Below are 15,925 nucleotides of genomic sequence, written 5' to 3'. Positions count from 1 at the left end.
TAGCCCCGGATCCCCGTCGGAGTTTTTGTGATGACAACACGTCGCTACAGCCAGGAGCAACGCCAAACCGACCTGCTCAACCGTATTGCGCAGGATATCCCCGCCAGTGTTCAACTGGCGTTAAGTGAAGATTTGGGCGGCGTTGCCGATGCCTCCCAGGATATTACCGCCCGATTATTACCGGATAATATCCAGGCTCATGCGCGTATTATTACCCGTGAAACCGGCATCTTCTGCGGTAAACGCTGGCTTGAGGAGGTTTTCTCCCAACTGGGCGGGGCAACATCCATTACCTGGCGCGTTGCCGATGGCGATGTCATCGCGCCTGGGCAAACCTTGTGCGATATAACCGGTTCCGCTAAACAGCTTTTGACGGGTGAACGGACCGCGCTGAATTTTCTGCAAACGCTTTCCGGCGTGGCGACCGAGGTCGGCCATTACGTCGCTTTATTGGCCGGCACCCGTACCCGCCTGCTTGATACGCGTAAGACGTTGCCAGGATTACGGACCGCGCTGAAATATGCTGTGTCATGCGGCGGCGGTGATAACCACCGGCTTGGCTTATCTGATGCATTCCTGATTAAGGAAAACCACATCATTGCGGCGGGCTCTATCAAACAGGCGGTGGAAAAAGCCTTTTCACTGCGTAATGACGTGCCGATAGAAGTGGAAGTGGAATCACTTGATGAGTTGCAACAGGCGCTGGATGCCGGTGCGGACATCATCATGCTGGATAACTTCAGCCTGGATAATATCCGCGAAGCGGTAAAAATCACCCAGGGCCGATCGCTGTTGGAAATATCAGGCAATGTAACACGAGAGACGTTACGCGATTATGCAGAAACCGGCGTGGACTATATTTCCGTCGGCGCGCTGACCAAGCATGTCCGCGCATTGGATCTGTCGATGCGTTTCCTCTAGTGAAATTCGCCTGGCGATTTTATCGTCCAGGCGCTTGAGCGGCATCGTTTATCAGGGATCAAGAGTTTCGTCTTAAGAGACGCATCCCCACGTTACAACTCTCTCCTCTCCTGGCGTTTTCACTGCGCCAAATCACTTTTGCTATTGCAAAACCGCTCGCAAAAGCCATTCAATAATCAGCAAATCACCAATTTTTTTTCGCGCCGGATTCCCGCTTCAACCCGCCCCTGTCGCCAACAGTCGGCACCTTTTCTATCTTGTCGATATACCGACCACGACAGGGAAATACATATGAGTAAACAACAGGGATTTACGCTGGTTGAACTGATGATCGTCATCGCGATTGTCGCCATCCTCAGCGCCATTGGCGTACCGGCCTATCAGGGCTATCTGCAAAAAGCGGCGATGACCGATATGCTGCAAACGATGGCGTCGTATAAAACCGCCGTCGACCTTTGCGGATTGGAGAATGCGGCTTTCTCGACCTGCAATGCAGGAAACCAGGGCATTCCCGCGAGTCAAACCTCACGCTACGTCAGTGCGGTGAGCGTTAGCCAAGGCGTTATCACCTTAACCGGACAATCGACGTTACAGGGGCTGAGCGTGGTGCTGACTCCAGAGTGGGATACCACGACCAGCACATCACGCTGGACAAAAAATTGCGTTACCGAGAGTAAAGCCATCGATCTGCAATCCGCCTGTCAGAATGTTTTTCGTTTTGATAATACGGCAGGTTAAAGATGGCTGACGCAAAACATCTCACCAATGAATTGCAGGTACTGTGCCAGCGCTATCACGCTTTGCTGCTGAACATAGACGAACAGACCTTGTCAGTGGCGGTAAATGGCCCGCCCTCGGCGGAGATGATCGCCGCATTGCGTTTCGCCGGCAACCGCCAGATTTTGGTAGAGCAATGGCCTCTGGCGAGGTTGGAACAACGGCTCAGCCCGGTAAACGCCGTTGAGGAGTCGCCGGAGGATTACCATACGGAGTCAGACGATCGTACCAATGACGAAGATACGCCTGCGGTGCTTTTCATTAATCAAACGTTGCGTTCGGCGATTCAACGCCGCGCATCCGATATTCATTTGGAACCGTTGCTGGCTTACTATCGCGTCCGCTTGCGCATTGACGGGGTATTGCAGGAAATATCGGCGCCGCCGGCCGAATTGACCGCTCGCATTACCGCCCGGTTGAAGATCATGGGCAAGCTGAATATAGCCGAACGAAGATTGCCGCAGGATGGGCAGTTCAGCATCACACTGGATCAGCAGGCCTATTCGCTACGTATCTCAACATTGCCGGTACAGCATGGAGAGAAAGTGGTACTGCGTATTCTGCAAACTCGGCAGCAGGAACTGGCATTGGATAAACTGGGACTGTCGGATCCCGATCGGGATCGGCTCACCCAAATTCTCAGTTCGCCACAAGGGATGATTCTGGTAACCGGCCCCACCGGCAGTGGCAAAACCGTTACGCTATACAGCGCCATACGCTGGCTGAATAATGTCAGCCGCAACATCTGCAGCGTGGAAGATCCGATCGAAATTCCGCTGCCGGGAATTAACCAGACGGCGATCAACCCCAAAGCCGACCTGGATTTCAGCCGGATATTACGGGCGATGTTGCGCCAGGATCCCGACGTAATCATGGTCGGCGAAATCCGCGATGCCGAAACCGCTGAAATCGCCGTTAAAGCCGCGCAAACCGGGCACCTGGTGATGTCGACGCTGCATACCAACTCGGCGGTGGAAACCCTGACCCGGCTGAGCCATCTTGGCATCCCCGGCTATCTGATCGCCGCCGCGCTGAAACTGGTGATATCCCAACGCCTGGTACGCCGTCTGTGTCCCCACTGTAAAACACAGGCCGCCCCTCTCCTGCACCTGCCGTCAGAACTGTGGCGCGGTCCGTTGCGTAACTGGCGGGCCGCAGGCTGTAATCATTGCCTGTCTGGGTATTACGACCGCATCGCCATCTATGAGTTGTTAGTCATTACGCCCGAACTACAGCAAGCATTAGCCAATAACGCGAACAACAACCAGCTCACTCGACTCTCCCGTGAGTCAGGCTCGACCACGCTACTCGCCGCCGGTTTATCTCTGGTCAATGACGGCGAGACATCAATAACGGAGATCTATCGTATCGTGGGCGAAGGTATCCTGAGCCAGGAGACGGTTTAATGAAATGGGAACGCTTGTATCACTGGCAGGCTATCACACCGGAAGGAACATTGGCCCACGGAGAGATAATCAGCGCCTACCGGCAGCAGGCCTATAGCCGTTTAATTGTTCAGGGATATCAGCCTTTGTCATTGAGAACGGGCCAGTATCTGTCGCCACGTTACTGGAAAGGAGAGCGGCTCAGCGAACTGATCAAGCAATTAGCCATGCTTTTACGCGCCGGGCTTCCTCTACTGGAAGCCATCAAGCTGATGGCTGAACAGCATGAACGTCCCGGCTGGCGCTGCATATTAAAGGAGATCGGCGCCCAGATCGCGCAAGGAAAGTCACTGTCTGAGACGTTGACGGAATATCCGCATATCTTCCCTGTCATCTACCGCTCTCTGATTGCCGTAGGCGAACTGACAGGAAATCTTGATGAGTGCTGTCTCCAATTAGCCCGGCAACAGGAAGGGAAATCCCAACTACAGCAAAAGGTGATGAAAGCGCTGCGCTACCCCTGTTTCATCTTGATCATCGCGACGCTGGTCAGCGTACTGATGCTAACCTTGGTATTACCGGAATTTTCCAGCCTGTACGCCTCTTTCGATACGCCGCTGCCCTGGTTTACCCAACAACTGCTGCATCTGGCGAATGGGATCCGCAATTATGGTTTAACGGGGCTGATTCTCCTCTTTGCCGCGTTATCGGGGTATTTCAACCTACGACGGCGCAGACCCTTCTGGCGGGAGAAAGAGCAGGCATGGTTACTAAAGTTGCCGGTCATCGCTAAGCTGATACGCGGTAACTGTCTGAGTCAGATATTTACTATACTGGCGATGACACAGCACGCGGGGCTGACATTGCCGGCAGGATTAGATGCGGCCGCCACGATCCGTCACCCCATTTATCAGAACGCCATTCAACAGATCCAAACAGCGATCCAACAGGGCATCACGCTCCATGACGCAATACGACGATATACGGCTCTGTTTCCGGCGCCTTGCCAGCAGCTTATCCGAGTCGGAGAGGAAACCGGGGAATTAGATATGTTGTTTATGCAATTGGCGCAATGGTATGAAAGAAAAACGCGACAGCAGGCGGAAACAGTGATGCAAACGATGGAACCGGCGATGATGCTGATTGTCGGCGGAATGGTCGGCGCGCTGGTGATTGGAATGTATCTACCTATTTTTCAACTGGGCAATGTATTGGCCGGAGCATAAACCGGCCAATACAGGCGCATGTCAACAACGTCAGATGACGGAAGCTATCGGTTAACCACCGAAAACGCGGTTCTCCTGCTCGGCGACACGAATAAACGTGGTGCGTTTGGTCAGTTCTTTCAAGCGGGAAGCGCCGACATAAGTACAGGCGGAACGCAATCCCCCCAGGATATCGCGTACGGTGTTATCAACAGGGCCGCGCAGCGGCAGTTTGACCGTTTTGCCTTCAGCCGCCCGGTACTCTGCCACGCCGCCGACATGGCGCTCCATGGCTGAAGCGGAACTCATGCCATAGAACAGCATCATTTTTTCGCCATTCTCTTCAATAATGGCGCCTTCACACTCATCATGCCCGGCCAGCATGCCGCCCAGCATGACGAAATCCGCACCGCCGCCAAAGGCCTTGGCGACATCGCCTGGCGCAGTACAACCACCGTCGCTGACAATCTGGCCGCCAAGGCCATGAGCGGCATCTGCGCACTCAATGACCGCGGAAAGCTGTGGATAGCCAACGCCCGTTTTCACTCGGGTGGTGCAGACTGACCCCGGACCAATACCGACTTTCACGATATCCGCGCCGGACAAAATCAGCTCTTCGACCATTTCCCCCGTCACCACATTACCCGCGCAAATCACTTTATCCGGGCAGGCCTCACGCGCTTTTTGCAGAAACGTGACAAAGTGCTCCGAATAACCGTTGGCAACATCGATACAAATGAACTTTAGCTCCGATGACAGAGCCAGAATGTCCTTCAGCTTGATGAAGTCGGCTTCCGAGGTGCCGGTTGACACCATCACGTGACGTAACACCGATGCGGACGAACGCTGAACAAACTCTGTCCATTGTTCCAGTGAATAATGTTTATGGACTGCCGTTAATACATCAAAGGATGCCAATGCCTCAGCCATATGAAAGGTACCTACGGTATCCATATTGGCAGCGATAATCGGCACGCCTGACCAGTCGCACCCGGCGTGGAGAAACGTGAATTGACGTTCAAGCTCAACGTCGGAGCGGCTTTTGAGAGTAGAACGTTTAGGCCGGATAAGAACGTCTTTAAAACCTAACTTTAAATCTTCTTCAATACGCATGGGGGTTGAATTCCTGGTTAGTGGCGACGATTCGCAAAAATTGTGATCGGCGAGATTAATGCCATATCCAGTGACGTTATCATACGCGGGAATAATCCCACGACAAGACTGCGAATTTACTTTTTTAAGCAGCATGGCGGAAGGCCGCAATAACCGCCGTTAAGCTGATATTGAGGATGGTTAGAGCGGAAATGTGACGTACGTTACATCACCGATCGCTTAATCTCGATAATCTTTACCGCTGATATAACACCGGATTGTCACTGGTCATCGACCAGGCAAAACCTGAGTGGGTTCTCGCAAGAGGCTCACTCAGGTTTTTTTTTAACTTGAATATTATTGGCGGGATGAATATGAGAAAGATGAAGCTCTCGGTATTAATGGTGGGATTAATGGGAATGATGTCGGCAACAGCCGCAGAAAGCCGCATCGACGCGACACTGAAAGCCGAACAACCCGGCCCTCAGATATCGCGCTATATCTATGGCCAGTTTTCCGAGCATCTGGGGCGCGGCATTTACGATGGCATCTGGGTCGGTCCTGATTCATCCATTCCTAACACGCGCGGCATCAGAAACGATGTGGTCGCAGCCCTCAAAGCGATCAAGGTGCCGGTCGTGCGCTGGCCGGGCGGATGTTTCGCTGACGAATATCACTGGCGCGACGGCATAGGTCCGCGCGATAAACGCCCGGTGCGCAAAAATAACTGGTGGGGAGGCGGTCTGGAAAACAATGCCTTCGGCACCCATGAGTTTTTCGATTTTGCCGAACAGATCGGCGCGGATGCCTATCTTTCGGTTAATGTCGCGTCATCCACGCCGACAGAAATGCGTGAATGGATTGAATATTTGACGTCGAAGGAACAGGACAGCCTGGCCAACGAGCGCCGCGCCAATGGCCGCGACGAGCCGTTTAAGGTGCCTTTTATCGGCATCGGCAATGAAAGCTGGGGCTGCGGCGGCAATATGACGCCGGAGTATTATTCCAATGAACTGCGCCGCTGGGGATCTTTTTTCCATAAAGACGGCCTCAACTTCCATGAAGGTAATGACAATACCGCGCTGCGCGTCGCTTCCGGCGCGAATAACGACGACACCCACTGGACTGACGTGGTCATGAAAAACGCCGCGTTTCATATGGATGCAATCTCTTTGCATTTTTACACGGTACTGACGGGTGAGTGGGTAAACCGTAATCAGGCCAGCGCGACGGGTTTCCCCGAAGAGCAGTGGAACGCGATTTTCCAGCAAACCTTACGCATGGACGATGTACTGCAGCAGCATATTGCCGTCATGGATAAGCACGATCCGCAAAAACGAATCGGTCTGTTCGTTGACGAATGGGGCACCTGGTACAACGTTGAGCCCGGCACCTATGCTGGTCATCTGTTCCAGCAGAACACCCTGCGCGACGGTATCCTGACTGCCGCCAATTTCAATATTTTTCATAAATATGCCGAGCGCGTGCGTATGACCAACATCGCCCAGACCATCAATGTATTGCAGGCGATGATTCTGACTGAAGGCGACAAGATCGCGCTGACGCCGACCTATTATGCCTTCAAGATGTATGTGCCGTTCCAGGATTCTACCGCTATCCCGCTTGATGTTAAGGCGCCGCAGTTGACTTCCGGCGGCAAATCGTTCCCGGCTTTCAATGTCTCCGCCGCCAGGGCGAAAGACGGCAAGATATATATAGGCGTCGCCAACATGAACCTGCATGAAGGCTATGACCTGTCCATTAATTTGGGATCGCTTAAAGCGAAGTCTGTTTCCGGTGAAATACTGACCAGCACGGTGATGGATGCGCACAACATTCCCGGCCAGTCTGAAGTTATTCACCCGGTAAACTATCAAGATGGCAAAATTAACGGCTCGGTGCTGTCGTTGAAAATCCCGGCTAAATCAGTGGTGGTGGTGAGTCTGGAGTAAGTTCGAAGCCGAGAGCTAAATCGCCTTACGCCGTTTTTAGCACAACGTTCAATATTTCGCGCTGCCGTCGGCAGCGCTAATCACCTGCGGAAACCTCAAGTTGCGCCGGATCTTTGTAGAACCGGCCTTTCCGGGGCGAATCCGTCCGGCTATGGCAGCAGGCGGAGTCTTGGGTTGAACCTCGTCAGAGACCGTGGTCATACTGATATCATTCCATCTTTTCGCCGTTTTATTCCACGCGCAAAACTTCCATACTTGGGATAAAATCGGGTAAATCTATCCATTAACCTTCAAAATCGGCATATGACATATATCGTAGCCTTAACCGGCGGTATTGGCAGTGGGAAAAGCACGGTAGCCGATGAGTTTGCTAAACTTGGAGTGGCTATCATTGATGCGGACGTCATTGCACGTCAGGTTGTTGAGCCTGGAACCACTGCCTTGAATGCGATCAAACAGCGATTTGGCGGCCATATCCTGAACGCCGATGGTTCTTTGAATCGTGCCGCGCTGCGCCAAAAAATCTTTTCCTCTCCGGAGGAGAAACAATGGGTGAATAATCTGTTACACCCGCTGATTCATGCAGAAACGCTATCTCAATTTCAAGAATCAACCGATCCCTATGTAATGTGGGTTGTGCCATTACTGATAGAGAACGGTTTGCAACAACATGCCCAGCGTGTTCTGGTTGTCGATGTAGACCGAAAAACCCAGCTTGAACGCACGCTTGCCCGGGACGGCATTAGTCGACAACAAGCAGAAAACATACTGGCGGCCCAGGCGACTCGCGAACAGCGCCTGGCCCATGCCGATGATATTATTGATAATAACCGTAGCCAAAGAGAGCTTGCTTCACGTGTTGCTGAACTGCATCAACGTTATCTTGAGCTCGCCGCCTCAGCCGCTAACAGGATTACTAAGCATGAGTGACGTTTCCTCAACTATTTTGTTTGAACATCCGCTAAACGAAAAAATGCGTACCTGGTTGCGTATCGAGTCGCTGCTACAGCAGTTGCATCATAATCACGCCCTGATTGACATGGGAAGTGCGATGACATTTTTCCGCGCTCTTGCCGACATGATGGACATATTAGAACGCGGAGATGTTCGGACTGAACTATTGAAAGAACTGGAACGCCAGCAACAAAAGTTACTGCAATGGAGAGACGTTCCCGGTGTCGATATGGAACGGATCCATTCACTACGCCAACAGTTAAAAGAGCAGTCATCCGCGCTGATGGCAGCACCGAGGATGGGACAAGTATTGCGCGAAGATCGTCTGATTGGCATGGTTCGACAGCGGATCAGCATTCCGGGAGGCTGTTGCAGTTTCGACTTGCCTACCCTGCATATCTGGCTTTATCAGCCGCAGGAACAGCGCGAACAACTGGTCGCTGGCTGGCTCAACTCATTGTCGCCGTTGAGGGACTCGCTGACGATGGTGCTGGAGTTGATTCGCCACTCCGCAACTTTTCGCCCACAAATCAGTTTAAACGGCTTTTTTCAGGATAATGCGTCCGATGCCGACCTATTGCGCTTACGCATTGATTTGGCCCATCAACTCTATCCGCAAATCTCTGGTCATAAGACGCGCTACGCTATCCGTTTTCTTGCGCTGGATAGCGAGAACGGACAAATTCCGCCACGCCTGACGTTTGAATTGGCCTGTTGTTAATAACAGATTTATAAACAATTAGTTAGATTATACCAATAGATTTCAACGCTGCGGTTTGAAAGATAAAAGGTATAGGAGAAGCCCCATGAATAATGACGTGACCATCGTAAAATGCCCGACTTGTAAAAAGCCGGTCGAATGGAATGAAAAAAGTACTTATCGCCCATTTTGCAGCAAACGCTGCCAGCTTATCGATCTGGGGGAATGGGCGGATGAAGAAAAACGCATTCCCAGCGACGACATCATTTCAGACAGCGAAGAGTGGAGCGAATCTCAGCAGTGAGACTCGTTCGCGGCCGCTTTTCAGCCGTCTGATTCTCACCGTTAATTAGATTTCAGCCAGCGGATCATATCCACATTCGCTGGCGGGAATTCATCTTCCAGCAACTCATCCGCCCGCAGCCAGCGAGAAGCCTGCCCTTCACGGCCATACGGCTCCCCCCGCCAATGTTCCACCAGAAAAAAATGCAGCGTAATCATGCGCTCGGGTGTCGCGAAGGTTTTATTGTTCAACGGCTGCGGATTTTCAACCTCAATGCCCGTTTCCTCACGTAACTCGCGTATCAACGCCTGCTCCGGCGTTTCTCCCGCTTCAACCTTTCCACCAGGAAACTCCCACATACCGGCCATATGAACCCCGGCCGGCCGGCGAGCGATAAATAACTTTTGCTCGGCATTGCGAATAATGCCTACCGCAACGGATAACTGCTTTTGATCCATGGTACGTCCTATCAAGTAAAAGGCGGCCTACGACCGCCTCAGACTATCGACAAAGTGGCCTGCGTAATACCCAATCAGGAAGAGAGGGTTTGTCAGTACGCCCCTTTGCATTATTACTCAATTCAACGATCGGTTACTTCTGTAAACGACCGTGGCATTGCTTATATTTTTTTCCTGAACCGCAAGGACAGGGATCGTTACGACCGATTTTCCGCTCCGCCTGAACAGGCATTCCGGTACTCTGGCTCGCTTCCTCCTGGTGGCTCAACTGCTGCTGACGAGCCAAACGTTCGGCTTCTTCACGACGCTGCTGCTCCAGAGCCTCGATCTCTTCCGGCATACGGACCTGAACTTTGCTCAGCGTACTGATCACTTCATATTTCAGTGATTCCAGCATGGCGGCGAACATCGCAAAGGACTCGCGCTTATATTCCTGCTTGGGATCCTTCTGCGCATAGCCGCGCAGATGAATACCCTGACGAAGATAGTCCATTGCCGCCAGATGCTCTTTCCACAGAGAGTCTAGCGTTTGTAACATAACGCCTTTCTCAAAGTTGCGCATCACTTCGCTGCCCACAACTTCTTCCTTGCGCTGATACACCTCGACGGCCTGTTGGAAAATACGTTCACGCAGCGTTTCTTCATGCAGCTCGGGCTCTTTATCCAGCCACTCTTTAATCGGCATTTCCAGATCAAAGTCATTCTTCAGACGCTGTTCCAGACCGTCGACGTCCCACATTTCCTCCAGCGATTGCGGCGGAATATAGTTATCAATCGTCGTTTTGAACACATCTTCGCGAATGCTGTTGATGGTTTCACTGATATCGGAAACATCCAGCAACTCGTTACGCTGAGAATAAATCGCCCGACGCTGGTCATTGGCGACATCATCATATTCAAGCAATTGTTTACGAATATCAAAGTTGCGGCTTTCCACTTTACGCTGCGCATTGGCAATCGCCTTGGTCACCCAGGGATGCTCAATCGCCTCGCCGGGTTTCATACCCAATTTACGCATCATGTTGGAAACACGATCGGAAGCAAAAATACGCATGAGCGCATCTTCCATCGACAGATAGAAACGGGAAGAACCCGCATCCCCCTGACGGCCGGAACGACCGCGCAGCTGGTTATCGATACGACGGGATTCATGACGCTCCGTACCAATAATATGCAGACCGCCGGCAGTCAATACCGCATCATGACGTTTCTGCCATGCCGCTTTAATTTCGGCTATCTGCGCCTCATCCGGATTCTCCAACTGCGCGATTTCAGCCTGCCAACTGCCGCCCAGCACAATATCCGTACCGCGCCCCGCCATGTTGGTGGCGATCGTGACCGAGCCGGATTGACCCGCCTGAGCGATGATATCCGCTTCCATCGCATGGAATTTGGCGTTCAACACATTGTGCTTGATGCCGGCTTTTTCCAGCGCCTGAGAAACCACTTCCGACTTCTCAATGGAAATCGTACCCACCAGTACCGGCTGCCCTTTACCCGCGCGCTCTTTAATATCTTCAATGATGGCGTCAATTTTTTCATGTTCCGTCATGTAGACCAGATCGGGTAAATCTTTACGGATCATCGGACGGTTAGTCGGAACAACGATGGTATCCAGCTTATAAATCGAGCTGAATTCAAAGGCTTCCGTATCCGCCGTCCCCGTCATCCCGGCCAGTTTTTCATACAAACGGAAGTAGTTCTGGAAGGTGATTGACGCCAATGTCTGGTTTTCATTCTGGATAGCGACGTTTTCTTTCGCTTCTACCGCCTGATGCAGACCATCGGACCAACGACGTCCTTGCATGGTACGCCCGGTGTGTTCATCCACAATGATGACTTCACCGTCTTTCACAATGTAGTCCACGTCACGGGCGAATAGCACGTGAGCACGCAAAGCCGCGGTAACATGGTGCATCAGCATAATGTTGGCTGGCGAGTACAGTGACTCGCCCTCTTCCATGATGCCTTCCCTCACCAGCAATTCTTCAACCAGCACCAGACCACGTTCGGTCAGGTTAACCTGACGCGCTTTCTCATCAACAGAGAAGTGGCCTTCACCGTGGAAGGTGTCCGAATCTTCTTTCTCCTGCCGAATCAGGTGAGGAATAATCTTGTTAACGCGGATATAAAGTTCGGAACTGTCTTCAGCCGGGCCGGAAATAATCAGCGGCGTACGGGCTTCATCGATCAGGATGGAGTCGACTTCATCCACCAGCGCATAATAGAGTTTACGCTGCACGCGCTCTTCCGGGCTGAAAGCCATATTATCGCGCAGATAGTCAAAACCGTATTCGTTGTTGGTGCCGTAAGTAATGTCAGCGGCATAGGCTTCGCGTTTAGCCGGCGCAGGCATTCCCGGCAGGTTAATCCCCACGGTCAGCCCCAAAAATTCAAACAGCGGGCGGTTATTTTCCGCGTCGCGCTGCGCCAGATAGTCGTTCACTGTCACGACATGAACGCCTCGCCCGGTCAGGGCATTAAGATAAGCAGGCAGCGTCGCCGTCAGCGTTTTACCTTCACCGGTACGCATTTCAGCGATACAGCGTTCGTTCAATACCATCCCGCCGATTAACTGGACGTCAAAATGGCGCATACCGAACACACGTTTACTGGACTCACGCACCACGGCAAAAGCTTCAGGCAGCAGACTCTCTAACGATTCGCCTTTTTTCAGGCGTTCACGGAATTCATTGGTTTTGGCTTTCAGCTCTTCGTCTGAAAGCTTTTCCATATCGGGTTCCAGACGATTAATGATATCGACTTTCTTGCGCATACGGCGCAGGGTACGTTCGTTACGACTACCAAAGATTTTTGTTAATATATTCATGACCATAATAAATTTAATCTCACAAGCGCCACACATCCAGTGGCTGCAAAACATCAAAAAACTGGGGAAAGTACTACAGTTATTAATTAGTAATCAATATTTTTCAGCGATGAAAATATGGACCGGCGCGAATGCCGCGAACCTGGGCCAGCCAGATCCCTGTCTGATGATGTGGTGATGGGAAAGAGGATAGTCGCCCTGTCTGGCGAATGATGGTTGGTAGTTTCTCTTCGCGTGTTAGTAATGCATTCAGCGTATCCAATAACACCAGCGAATGCGGAGGCAAGTCATCAACCTGCTGTGCGTTTAGCTGCTGTGGCGCGGTAAGTGCAAAAGAGAGGTGACGTATTACCGTACGAATGGCATGCTGATGCCAGTAATCCACACCAAAAGAAGAGCGACGATGCGCTTCTTTCAACGCGACTAAATCGGTAAGGCTGAGTGATACGCTGTTCTGACGGCTGACGCTGGAAGCGGAATCAGGTAACGGAACCAGCTTCTGCGACGCATTCAGCGTGTTCGGCAGGCCAAGACTCGCCGCGACCATCCCTAATAAGAGATGCGGCCAGAAATAACGTCTGCCAAATTGTCGCCAACGATTTAGAATACCGATCACTAGTTTAACGTCCGTCGGAGCCTGATTTATGCGTGATAGCCGCCCACAATCACTTGAATCTCTGTTTGATAGCGCATCAGGTGCGGATACTGGACCACTGCGTGATGTGCAGCAGCGCGCTATCGCGTTACTAAAACTCAACCGGGCCGTACGTGGAATACTTCCCGCACAGTTGCACCCCTGGTGCCGCGTCGCCAACTATCGACAGGGGCTGCTGGTGCTGGAAACCGCCAACGCTAACTGGTTGATGCGGTTACGTTATGAACAGCCGGCATTACTCTCTGCATTACGCGCCCAAATATTACCATCATTGGCCTCAATCGACATCAGGATTAATCCAGCGCTCGCCGCAAAAGGGCATGAAATAGTGAAAAACAGTGATATCACCGCACCTGAGCAGGCAGATCAAAAACCATTGCGTCAGTTAAGCGAACAAAGTGCGGAAACATTGAGAGGTTTGGCGAGCCATAGCCCGGAGAAATTACGCAAAATACTAGAACGACTGGCTTCACTGGCCGGAGAGAGTACCAGTAAAACCAGTCGTAATAAGAAGTAACGATCTTAAGCGTTAAGCCAATACGGTCGACGGCGCTTTAAATGCCAACGGCATTTCCGCATCGTCTTCAAACGTGACGTATTCCCACGCTTCCTGCTTAGCCAACACAGCCTGCAACAGTTTGTTATTCAAGGCATGTCCTGACTTAAACGCAGTAAACGCGCCGATGATGTTGTGACCGCACATAAACAGATCGCCGATGGCATCCAGCATTTTATGGCGCACAAACTCATCTTCGAAACGCAGCCCGTCTTCGTTCAGCACGCGGTAATCATCTACGACTATCGCACAATCGAAACTGCCGCCCAGGCACAACCCACGAGACTGCAGATACTCGATATCACGCATAAAACCGAAAGTACGTGCACGACTTATCTGGCGCACGAAGGCATCGGCAGAAAAGTCCAGGCGATAACGCTGAGAGCCTGCATCAATAGCCGGATGGTTGAAGTCGATGGTGAAATCCAGACTGAAACCGTTAAACGGAGACAACTCAGCCCATTTATCGCCATCCTCAACCCGTACAGGCTGTTTGATACGCACGAATTTCTTGGCACTGTTCAGTTCTTCGATACCCGCATCCAACAGCAGGTAAACAAAAGGACTGGCACTACCGTCCATAATTGGAATTTCCGGTGCATCAACTTCAATGACAATATTGTCAATTCCTAACCCTGCAAGCGCAGCGTTAAGGTGCTCCACCGTAGAAATACGCACGTCATGCTCATTAACCAGGCAAGTACAGAGCATGGTATCACGCACGGATTTTGCATCAGCCGGAAAATCAACCGGTGGATTCAAGTCAGTGCGACGATAGATGACCCCGGTATTTGCCGGTGCAGGACGCATGGTCAGGGTGACTTTCTTGCCGGTATGCAAACCGACCCCTGTCGCCTGAACAATACGTTTTAATGTACGTTGTTTGATCATCATTTTATCTCGCATGTTACTGAACCTACCGACCTAGCATACACTAGGCTCGGTGGTACAGTTTAGCACAAAGAGCGGAGATTCCAACGTTATACGACGGTATTAATCCGCCTGCTTACGCAGAAACGCCGGGATATCCAGGTAATCTGGCTCTTTATTGGTCTGCGAGTTCTGGTCGTTGACCACCTTGGCCGCAGGTTTTTCCTGCGTCAGCGGCGTCATGCCATGCTGCTGATAACGATGGTCCATAACCGGCTGAGACTGTTTATTCGTCACCAGCGTAATTTCCGGACGCTTATCCATGCCGATGCCGGTAGCGACCACGGTAACGCGCAGTTCGTCATTCATTTCCGGATCGAGCGACGTACCGATAACCACCGTCGCGTTGTCGGAAGCAAATGCACGGATGGTGTTACCTACCGTTTCGAACTCATCTAAACGCAGATCGAAACCTGCCGTGATGTTAACCAATACGCCACGGGCGCCAGACAGGTCGATATCTTCCAGCAACGGGCTGGAGATCGCCATTTCCGCCGCTTCTTCCGCACGATCTTCGCCACGGGCCACACCCGACCCCATCATGGCGTAACCCATTTCCGACATCACGGTGCGAACGTCGGCAAAGTCGACGTTCATCAAGCCAGGACGGGTAATCAGTTCGGCGATACCCTGAACCGCGCCTTTCAAGACGTCGTTCGCCGCGCCGAATGCGTCCAGTAAAGAGATGCCGCGACCCAGAACTTTCAACAGTTTATCGTTCGGAATAGTAATCAGGGAGTCGACATGCTTAGACAGCTCGGCAATCCCCTGCTCCGCGAAAGCCATACGTTTTTTGCCTTCAAAATTGAAAGGCTTAGTCACGACGGCAACCGTCAGGATCCCCAGATCCTTCGCAACTTCAGCAACGACCGGCGCGGCGCCCGTACCGGTGCCGCCGCCCATGCCTGCGGCGATGAACACCATATCAGCGCCTTCAAGCGCCGTACGCAACGCTTCACGGTCTTCCTCGGCTGAATTCCGGCCGACTTCAGGATTCGCGCCGGCGCCTAAACCTTTGGTAATGCCGCTGCCAATCTGAATCGTTTGGCCCACCGCTGTCTTACGTAACGCCTGCGCATCCGTATTCACAGCAAAGAACTCGACGCCTTCGATGCGTTCACGCACCATGTGTTCGACAGCGTTGCCACCGCCACCGCCGACGCCGATGACTTTTATCACCGCGTCGTTGGTTAATTCCATTGGTTCAAACATAGTTTCTCTCCGCTT

The 15,925-nt window shown here is 52.0% G+C and carries 15 protein-coding genes; 9 read left to right on the top strand and 6 right to left on the bottom strand.

The annotated features are described in order from the left end of the window. Positions 1-30: 30 nt before the first annotated feature. The 4 genes from nadC to hofC all read left to right on the top strand — a co-directional run bounded on the left by nadC (position 31) and on the right by hofC (position 4,309). Complete coding sequence (gene nadC, locus ACN28R_RS23280; RefSeq protein ID WP_048637510.1) at positions 31-921, top strand: carboxylating nicotinate-nucleotide diphosphorylase; 891 nt, start codon at positions 31-33, stop codon at positions 919-921. A gap of 291 nt (positions 922-1,212) precedes the next feature. Further along, positions 1,213-1,659, top strand: a complete 447-nt coding sequence (ppdD, locus tag ACN28R_RS23275; RefSeq protein WP_095835609.1) for a prepilin peptidase-dependent pilin — start codon at positions 1,213-1,215, stop codon at positions 1,657-1,659. Positions 1,660-1,661: 2 nt separating this feature from the next. Next, on the top strand, positions 1,662-3,104 hold the full coding sequence (gene gspE / locus ACN28R_RS23270; protein WP_095835608.1) for a type II secretion system protein GspE: 1,443 nt from the start codon (positions 1,662-1,664) through the stop codon (positions 3,102-3,104). Then, on the top strand, positions 3,104-4,309 hold the full coding sequence (gene hofC, locus ACN28R_RS23265; RefSeq protein WP_095835607.1) for a protein transport protein HofC: 1,206 nt from the start codon (positions 3,104-3,106) through the stop codon (positions 4,307-4,309). The genes gspE and hofC overlap by 1 nt, the downstream gene beginning before the upstream one ends. Before the next feature lie 51 nt (positions 4,310-4,360). On the opposite strand, the gene ACN28R_RS23260 is transcribed toward hofC, so the two are convergent. Beyond that, a complete protein-coding gene (locus tag ACN28R_RS23260; protein ID WP_048637506.1) occupies positions 4,361-5,401 on the bottom strand; it encodes a GMP reductase in 1,041 nt (346 codons plus the stop codon). A gap of 353 nt (positions 5,402-5,754) precedes the next feature. Here ACN28R_RS23260 and ACN28R_RS23255 point away from each other — a divergent pair, with 353 nt between their 5' ends. From ACN28R_RS23255 to yacG, 4 genes are all read left to right on the top strand, one after another. After that, complete coding sequence (locus ACN28R_RS23255) at positions 5,755-7,332, top strand: alpha-N-arabinofuranosidase (RefSeq protein WP_095835887.1); 1,578 nt, start codon at positions 5,755-5,757, stop codon at positions 7,330-7,332. Positions 7,333-7,635: 303 nt separating this feature from the next. Next, positions 7,636-8,262, top strand: coding sequence for a dephospho-CoA kinase (gene coaE / locus ACN28R_RS23250; RefSeq protein WP_095835606.1), 627 nt, complete (start codon positions 7,636-7,638; stop codon positions 8,260-8,262). After that, positions 8,255-9,007 carry a cell division protein ZapD gene (zapD, locus tag ACN28R_RS23245; RefSeq protein ID WP_095835605.1) on the top strand — a complete coding sequence of 251 codons (753 nt, stop codon included), beginning with the start codon at positions 8,255-8,257 and terminating at the stop codon, positions 9,005-9,007. Before coaE ends, zapD begins: the two co-directional genes overlap by 8 nt. Before the next feature lie 85 nt (positions 9,008-9,092). Then, on the top strand, positions 9,093-9,290 hold the full coding sequence (gene yacG / locus ACN28R_RS23240) for a DNA gyrase inhibitor YacG (protein WP_048637503.1): 198 nt from the start codon (positions 9,093-9,095) through the stop codon (positions 9,288-9,290). Between the two features lie 41 nt (positions 9,291-9,331). Here yacG and mutT read toward each other — a convergent pair whose 3' ends face one another. From mutT to secM, 3 genes are all read right to left on the bottom strand, one after another. Continuing rightward, positions 9,332-9,727 (bottom strand): 8-oxo-dGTP diphosphatase MutT, encoded by a 396-nt coding sequence (gene mutT / locus ACN28R_RS23235; protein WP_048637502.1) that lies wholly within the window; start codon positions 9,725-9,727, stop codon positions 9,332-9,334. 133 nt (positions 9,728-9,860) lie between these two features. Beyond that, the gene (gene secA / locus ACN28R_RS23230; RefSeq protein ID WP_048637501.1) at positions 9,861-12,563 is read right to left on the bottom strand and encodes a preprotein translocase subunit SecA; all 2,703 of its coding nucleotides are present in this window, start codon (positions 12,561-12,563) and stop codon (positions 9,861-9,863) included. A 97-nt stretch (positions 12,564-12,660) separates the two neighbouring features. Beyond that, the gene (secM, locus tag ACN28R_RS23225; RefSeq protein WP_048637500.1) at positions 12,661-13,173 is read right to left on the bottom strand and encodes a secA translation cis-regulator SecM; all 513 of its coding nucleotides are present in this window, start codon (positions 13,171-13,173) and stop codon (positions 12,661-12,663) included. Positions 13,174-13,201: 28 nt separating this feature from the next. Between secM and ACN28R_RS23220 the strand changes: the two genes are divergently transcribed. Further along, positions 13,202-13,729: a DUF721 domain-containing protein gene (locus tag ACN28R_RS23220; RefSeq protein WP_095835604.1), complete on the top strand. Its 528-nt coding sequence runs from the start codon at positions 13,202-13,204 to the stop codon at positions 13,727-13,729. A gap of 12 nt (positions 13,730-13,741) precedes the next feature. On the opposite strand, the gene lpxC is transcribed toward ACN28R_RS23220, so the two are convergent. Together lpxC and ftsZ are read right to left on the bottom strand one after the other, a co-directional pair. Continuing rightward, entirely contained in the window at positions 13,742-14,659 is a 918-nt protein-coding gene (lpxC, locus tag ACN28R_RS23215; RefSeq protein ID WP_048639802.1) for a UDP-3-O-acyl-N-acetylglucosamine deacetylase, read from the bottom strand. A 102-nt stretch (positions 14,660-14,761) separates the two neighbouring features. Next, positions 14,762-15,910, bottom strand: coding sequence for a cell division protein FtsZ (gene ftsZ, locus ACN28R_RS23210; RefSeq protein ID WP_048637498.1), 1,149 nt, complete (start codon positions 15,908-15,910; stop codon positions 14,762-14,764). Positions 15,911-15,925: the final 15 nt, after the last annotated feature.

It is taken from the genome of Brenneria goodwinii, from assembly GCF_002291445.1.
In the GTDB taxonomy this organism is placed as follows: Bacteria; Pseudomonadota; Gammaproteobacteria; order Enterobacterales; family Enterobacteriaceae; genus Brenneria; species Brenneria goodwinii.
Note: the sequence above shows the minus strand (reverse complement) of the source record. Positions and strands in the feature narration are given on the sequence as shown.

What these genes read in the sequence shown, in the direction of transcription:
- nadC (WP_048637510.1), top strand. Translation starts at nt 31, where the DNA reads ATGACAACACGTCGCTACAGCCAGGAGCAACGCCAAACCGACCTGCTC.
- ppdD (WP_095835609.1), top strand. Translation starts at nt 1,213, where the DNA reads ATGAGTAAACAACAGGGATTTACGCTGGTTGAACTGATGATCGTCATC.
- gspE (WP_095835608.1), top strand. Translation starts at nt 1,662, where the DNA reads ATGGCTGACGCAAAACATCTCACCAATGAATTGCAGGTACTGTGCCAG.
- hofC (WP_095835607.1), top strand. Translation starts at nt 3,104, where the DNA reads ATGAAATGGGAACGCTTGTATCACTGGCAGGCTATCACACCGGAAGGA.
- ACN28R_RS23260 (WP_048637506.1), bottom strand. Translation starts at nt 5,401, where the DNA reads ATGCGTATTGAAGAAGATTTAAAGTTAGGTTTTAAAGACGTTCTTATC.
- ACN28R_RS23255 (WP_095835887.1), top strand. Translation starts at nt 5,755, where the DNA reads ATGAGAAAGATGAAGCTCTCGGTATTAATGGTGGGATTAATGGGAATG.
- coaE (WP_095835606.1), top strand. Translation starts at nt 7,636, where the DNA reads ATGACATATATCGTAGCCTTAACCGGCGGTATTGGCAGTGGGAAAAGC.
- zapD (WP_095835605.1), top strand. Translation starts at nt 8,255, where the DNA reads ATGAGTGACGTTTCCTCAACTATTTTGTTTGAACATCCGCTAAACGAA.
- yacG (WP_048637503.1), top strand. Translation starts at nt 9,093, where the DNA reads ATGAATAATGACGTGACCATCGTAAAATGCCCGACTTGTAAAAAGCCG.
- mutT (WP_048637502.1), bottom strand. Translation starts at nt 9,727, where the DNA reads ATGGATCAAAAGCAGTTATCCGTTGCGGTAGGCATTATTCGCAATGCC.
- secA (WP_048637501.1), bottom strand. Translation starts at nt 12,563, where the DNA reads ATGGTCATGAATATATTAACAAAAATCTTTGGTAGTCGTAACGAACGT.
- ACN28R_RS23220 (WP_095835604.1), top strand. Translation starts at nt 13,202, where the DNA reads ATGCGTGATAGCCGCCCACAATCACTTGAATCTCTGTTTGATAGCGCA.
- lpxC (WP_048639802.1), bottom strand. Translation starts at nt 14,659, where the DNA reads ATGATCAAACAACGTACATTAAAACGTATTGTTCAGGCGACAGGGGTC.
- ftsZ (WP_048637498.1), bottom strand. Translation starts at nt 15,910, where the DNA reads ATGTTTGAACCAATGGAATTAACCAACGACGCGGTGATAAAAGTCATC.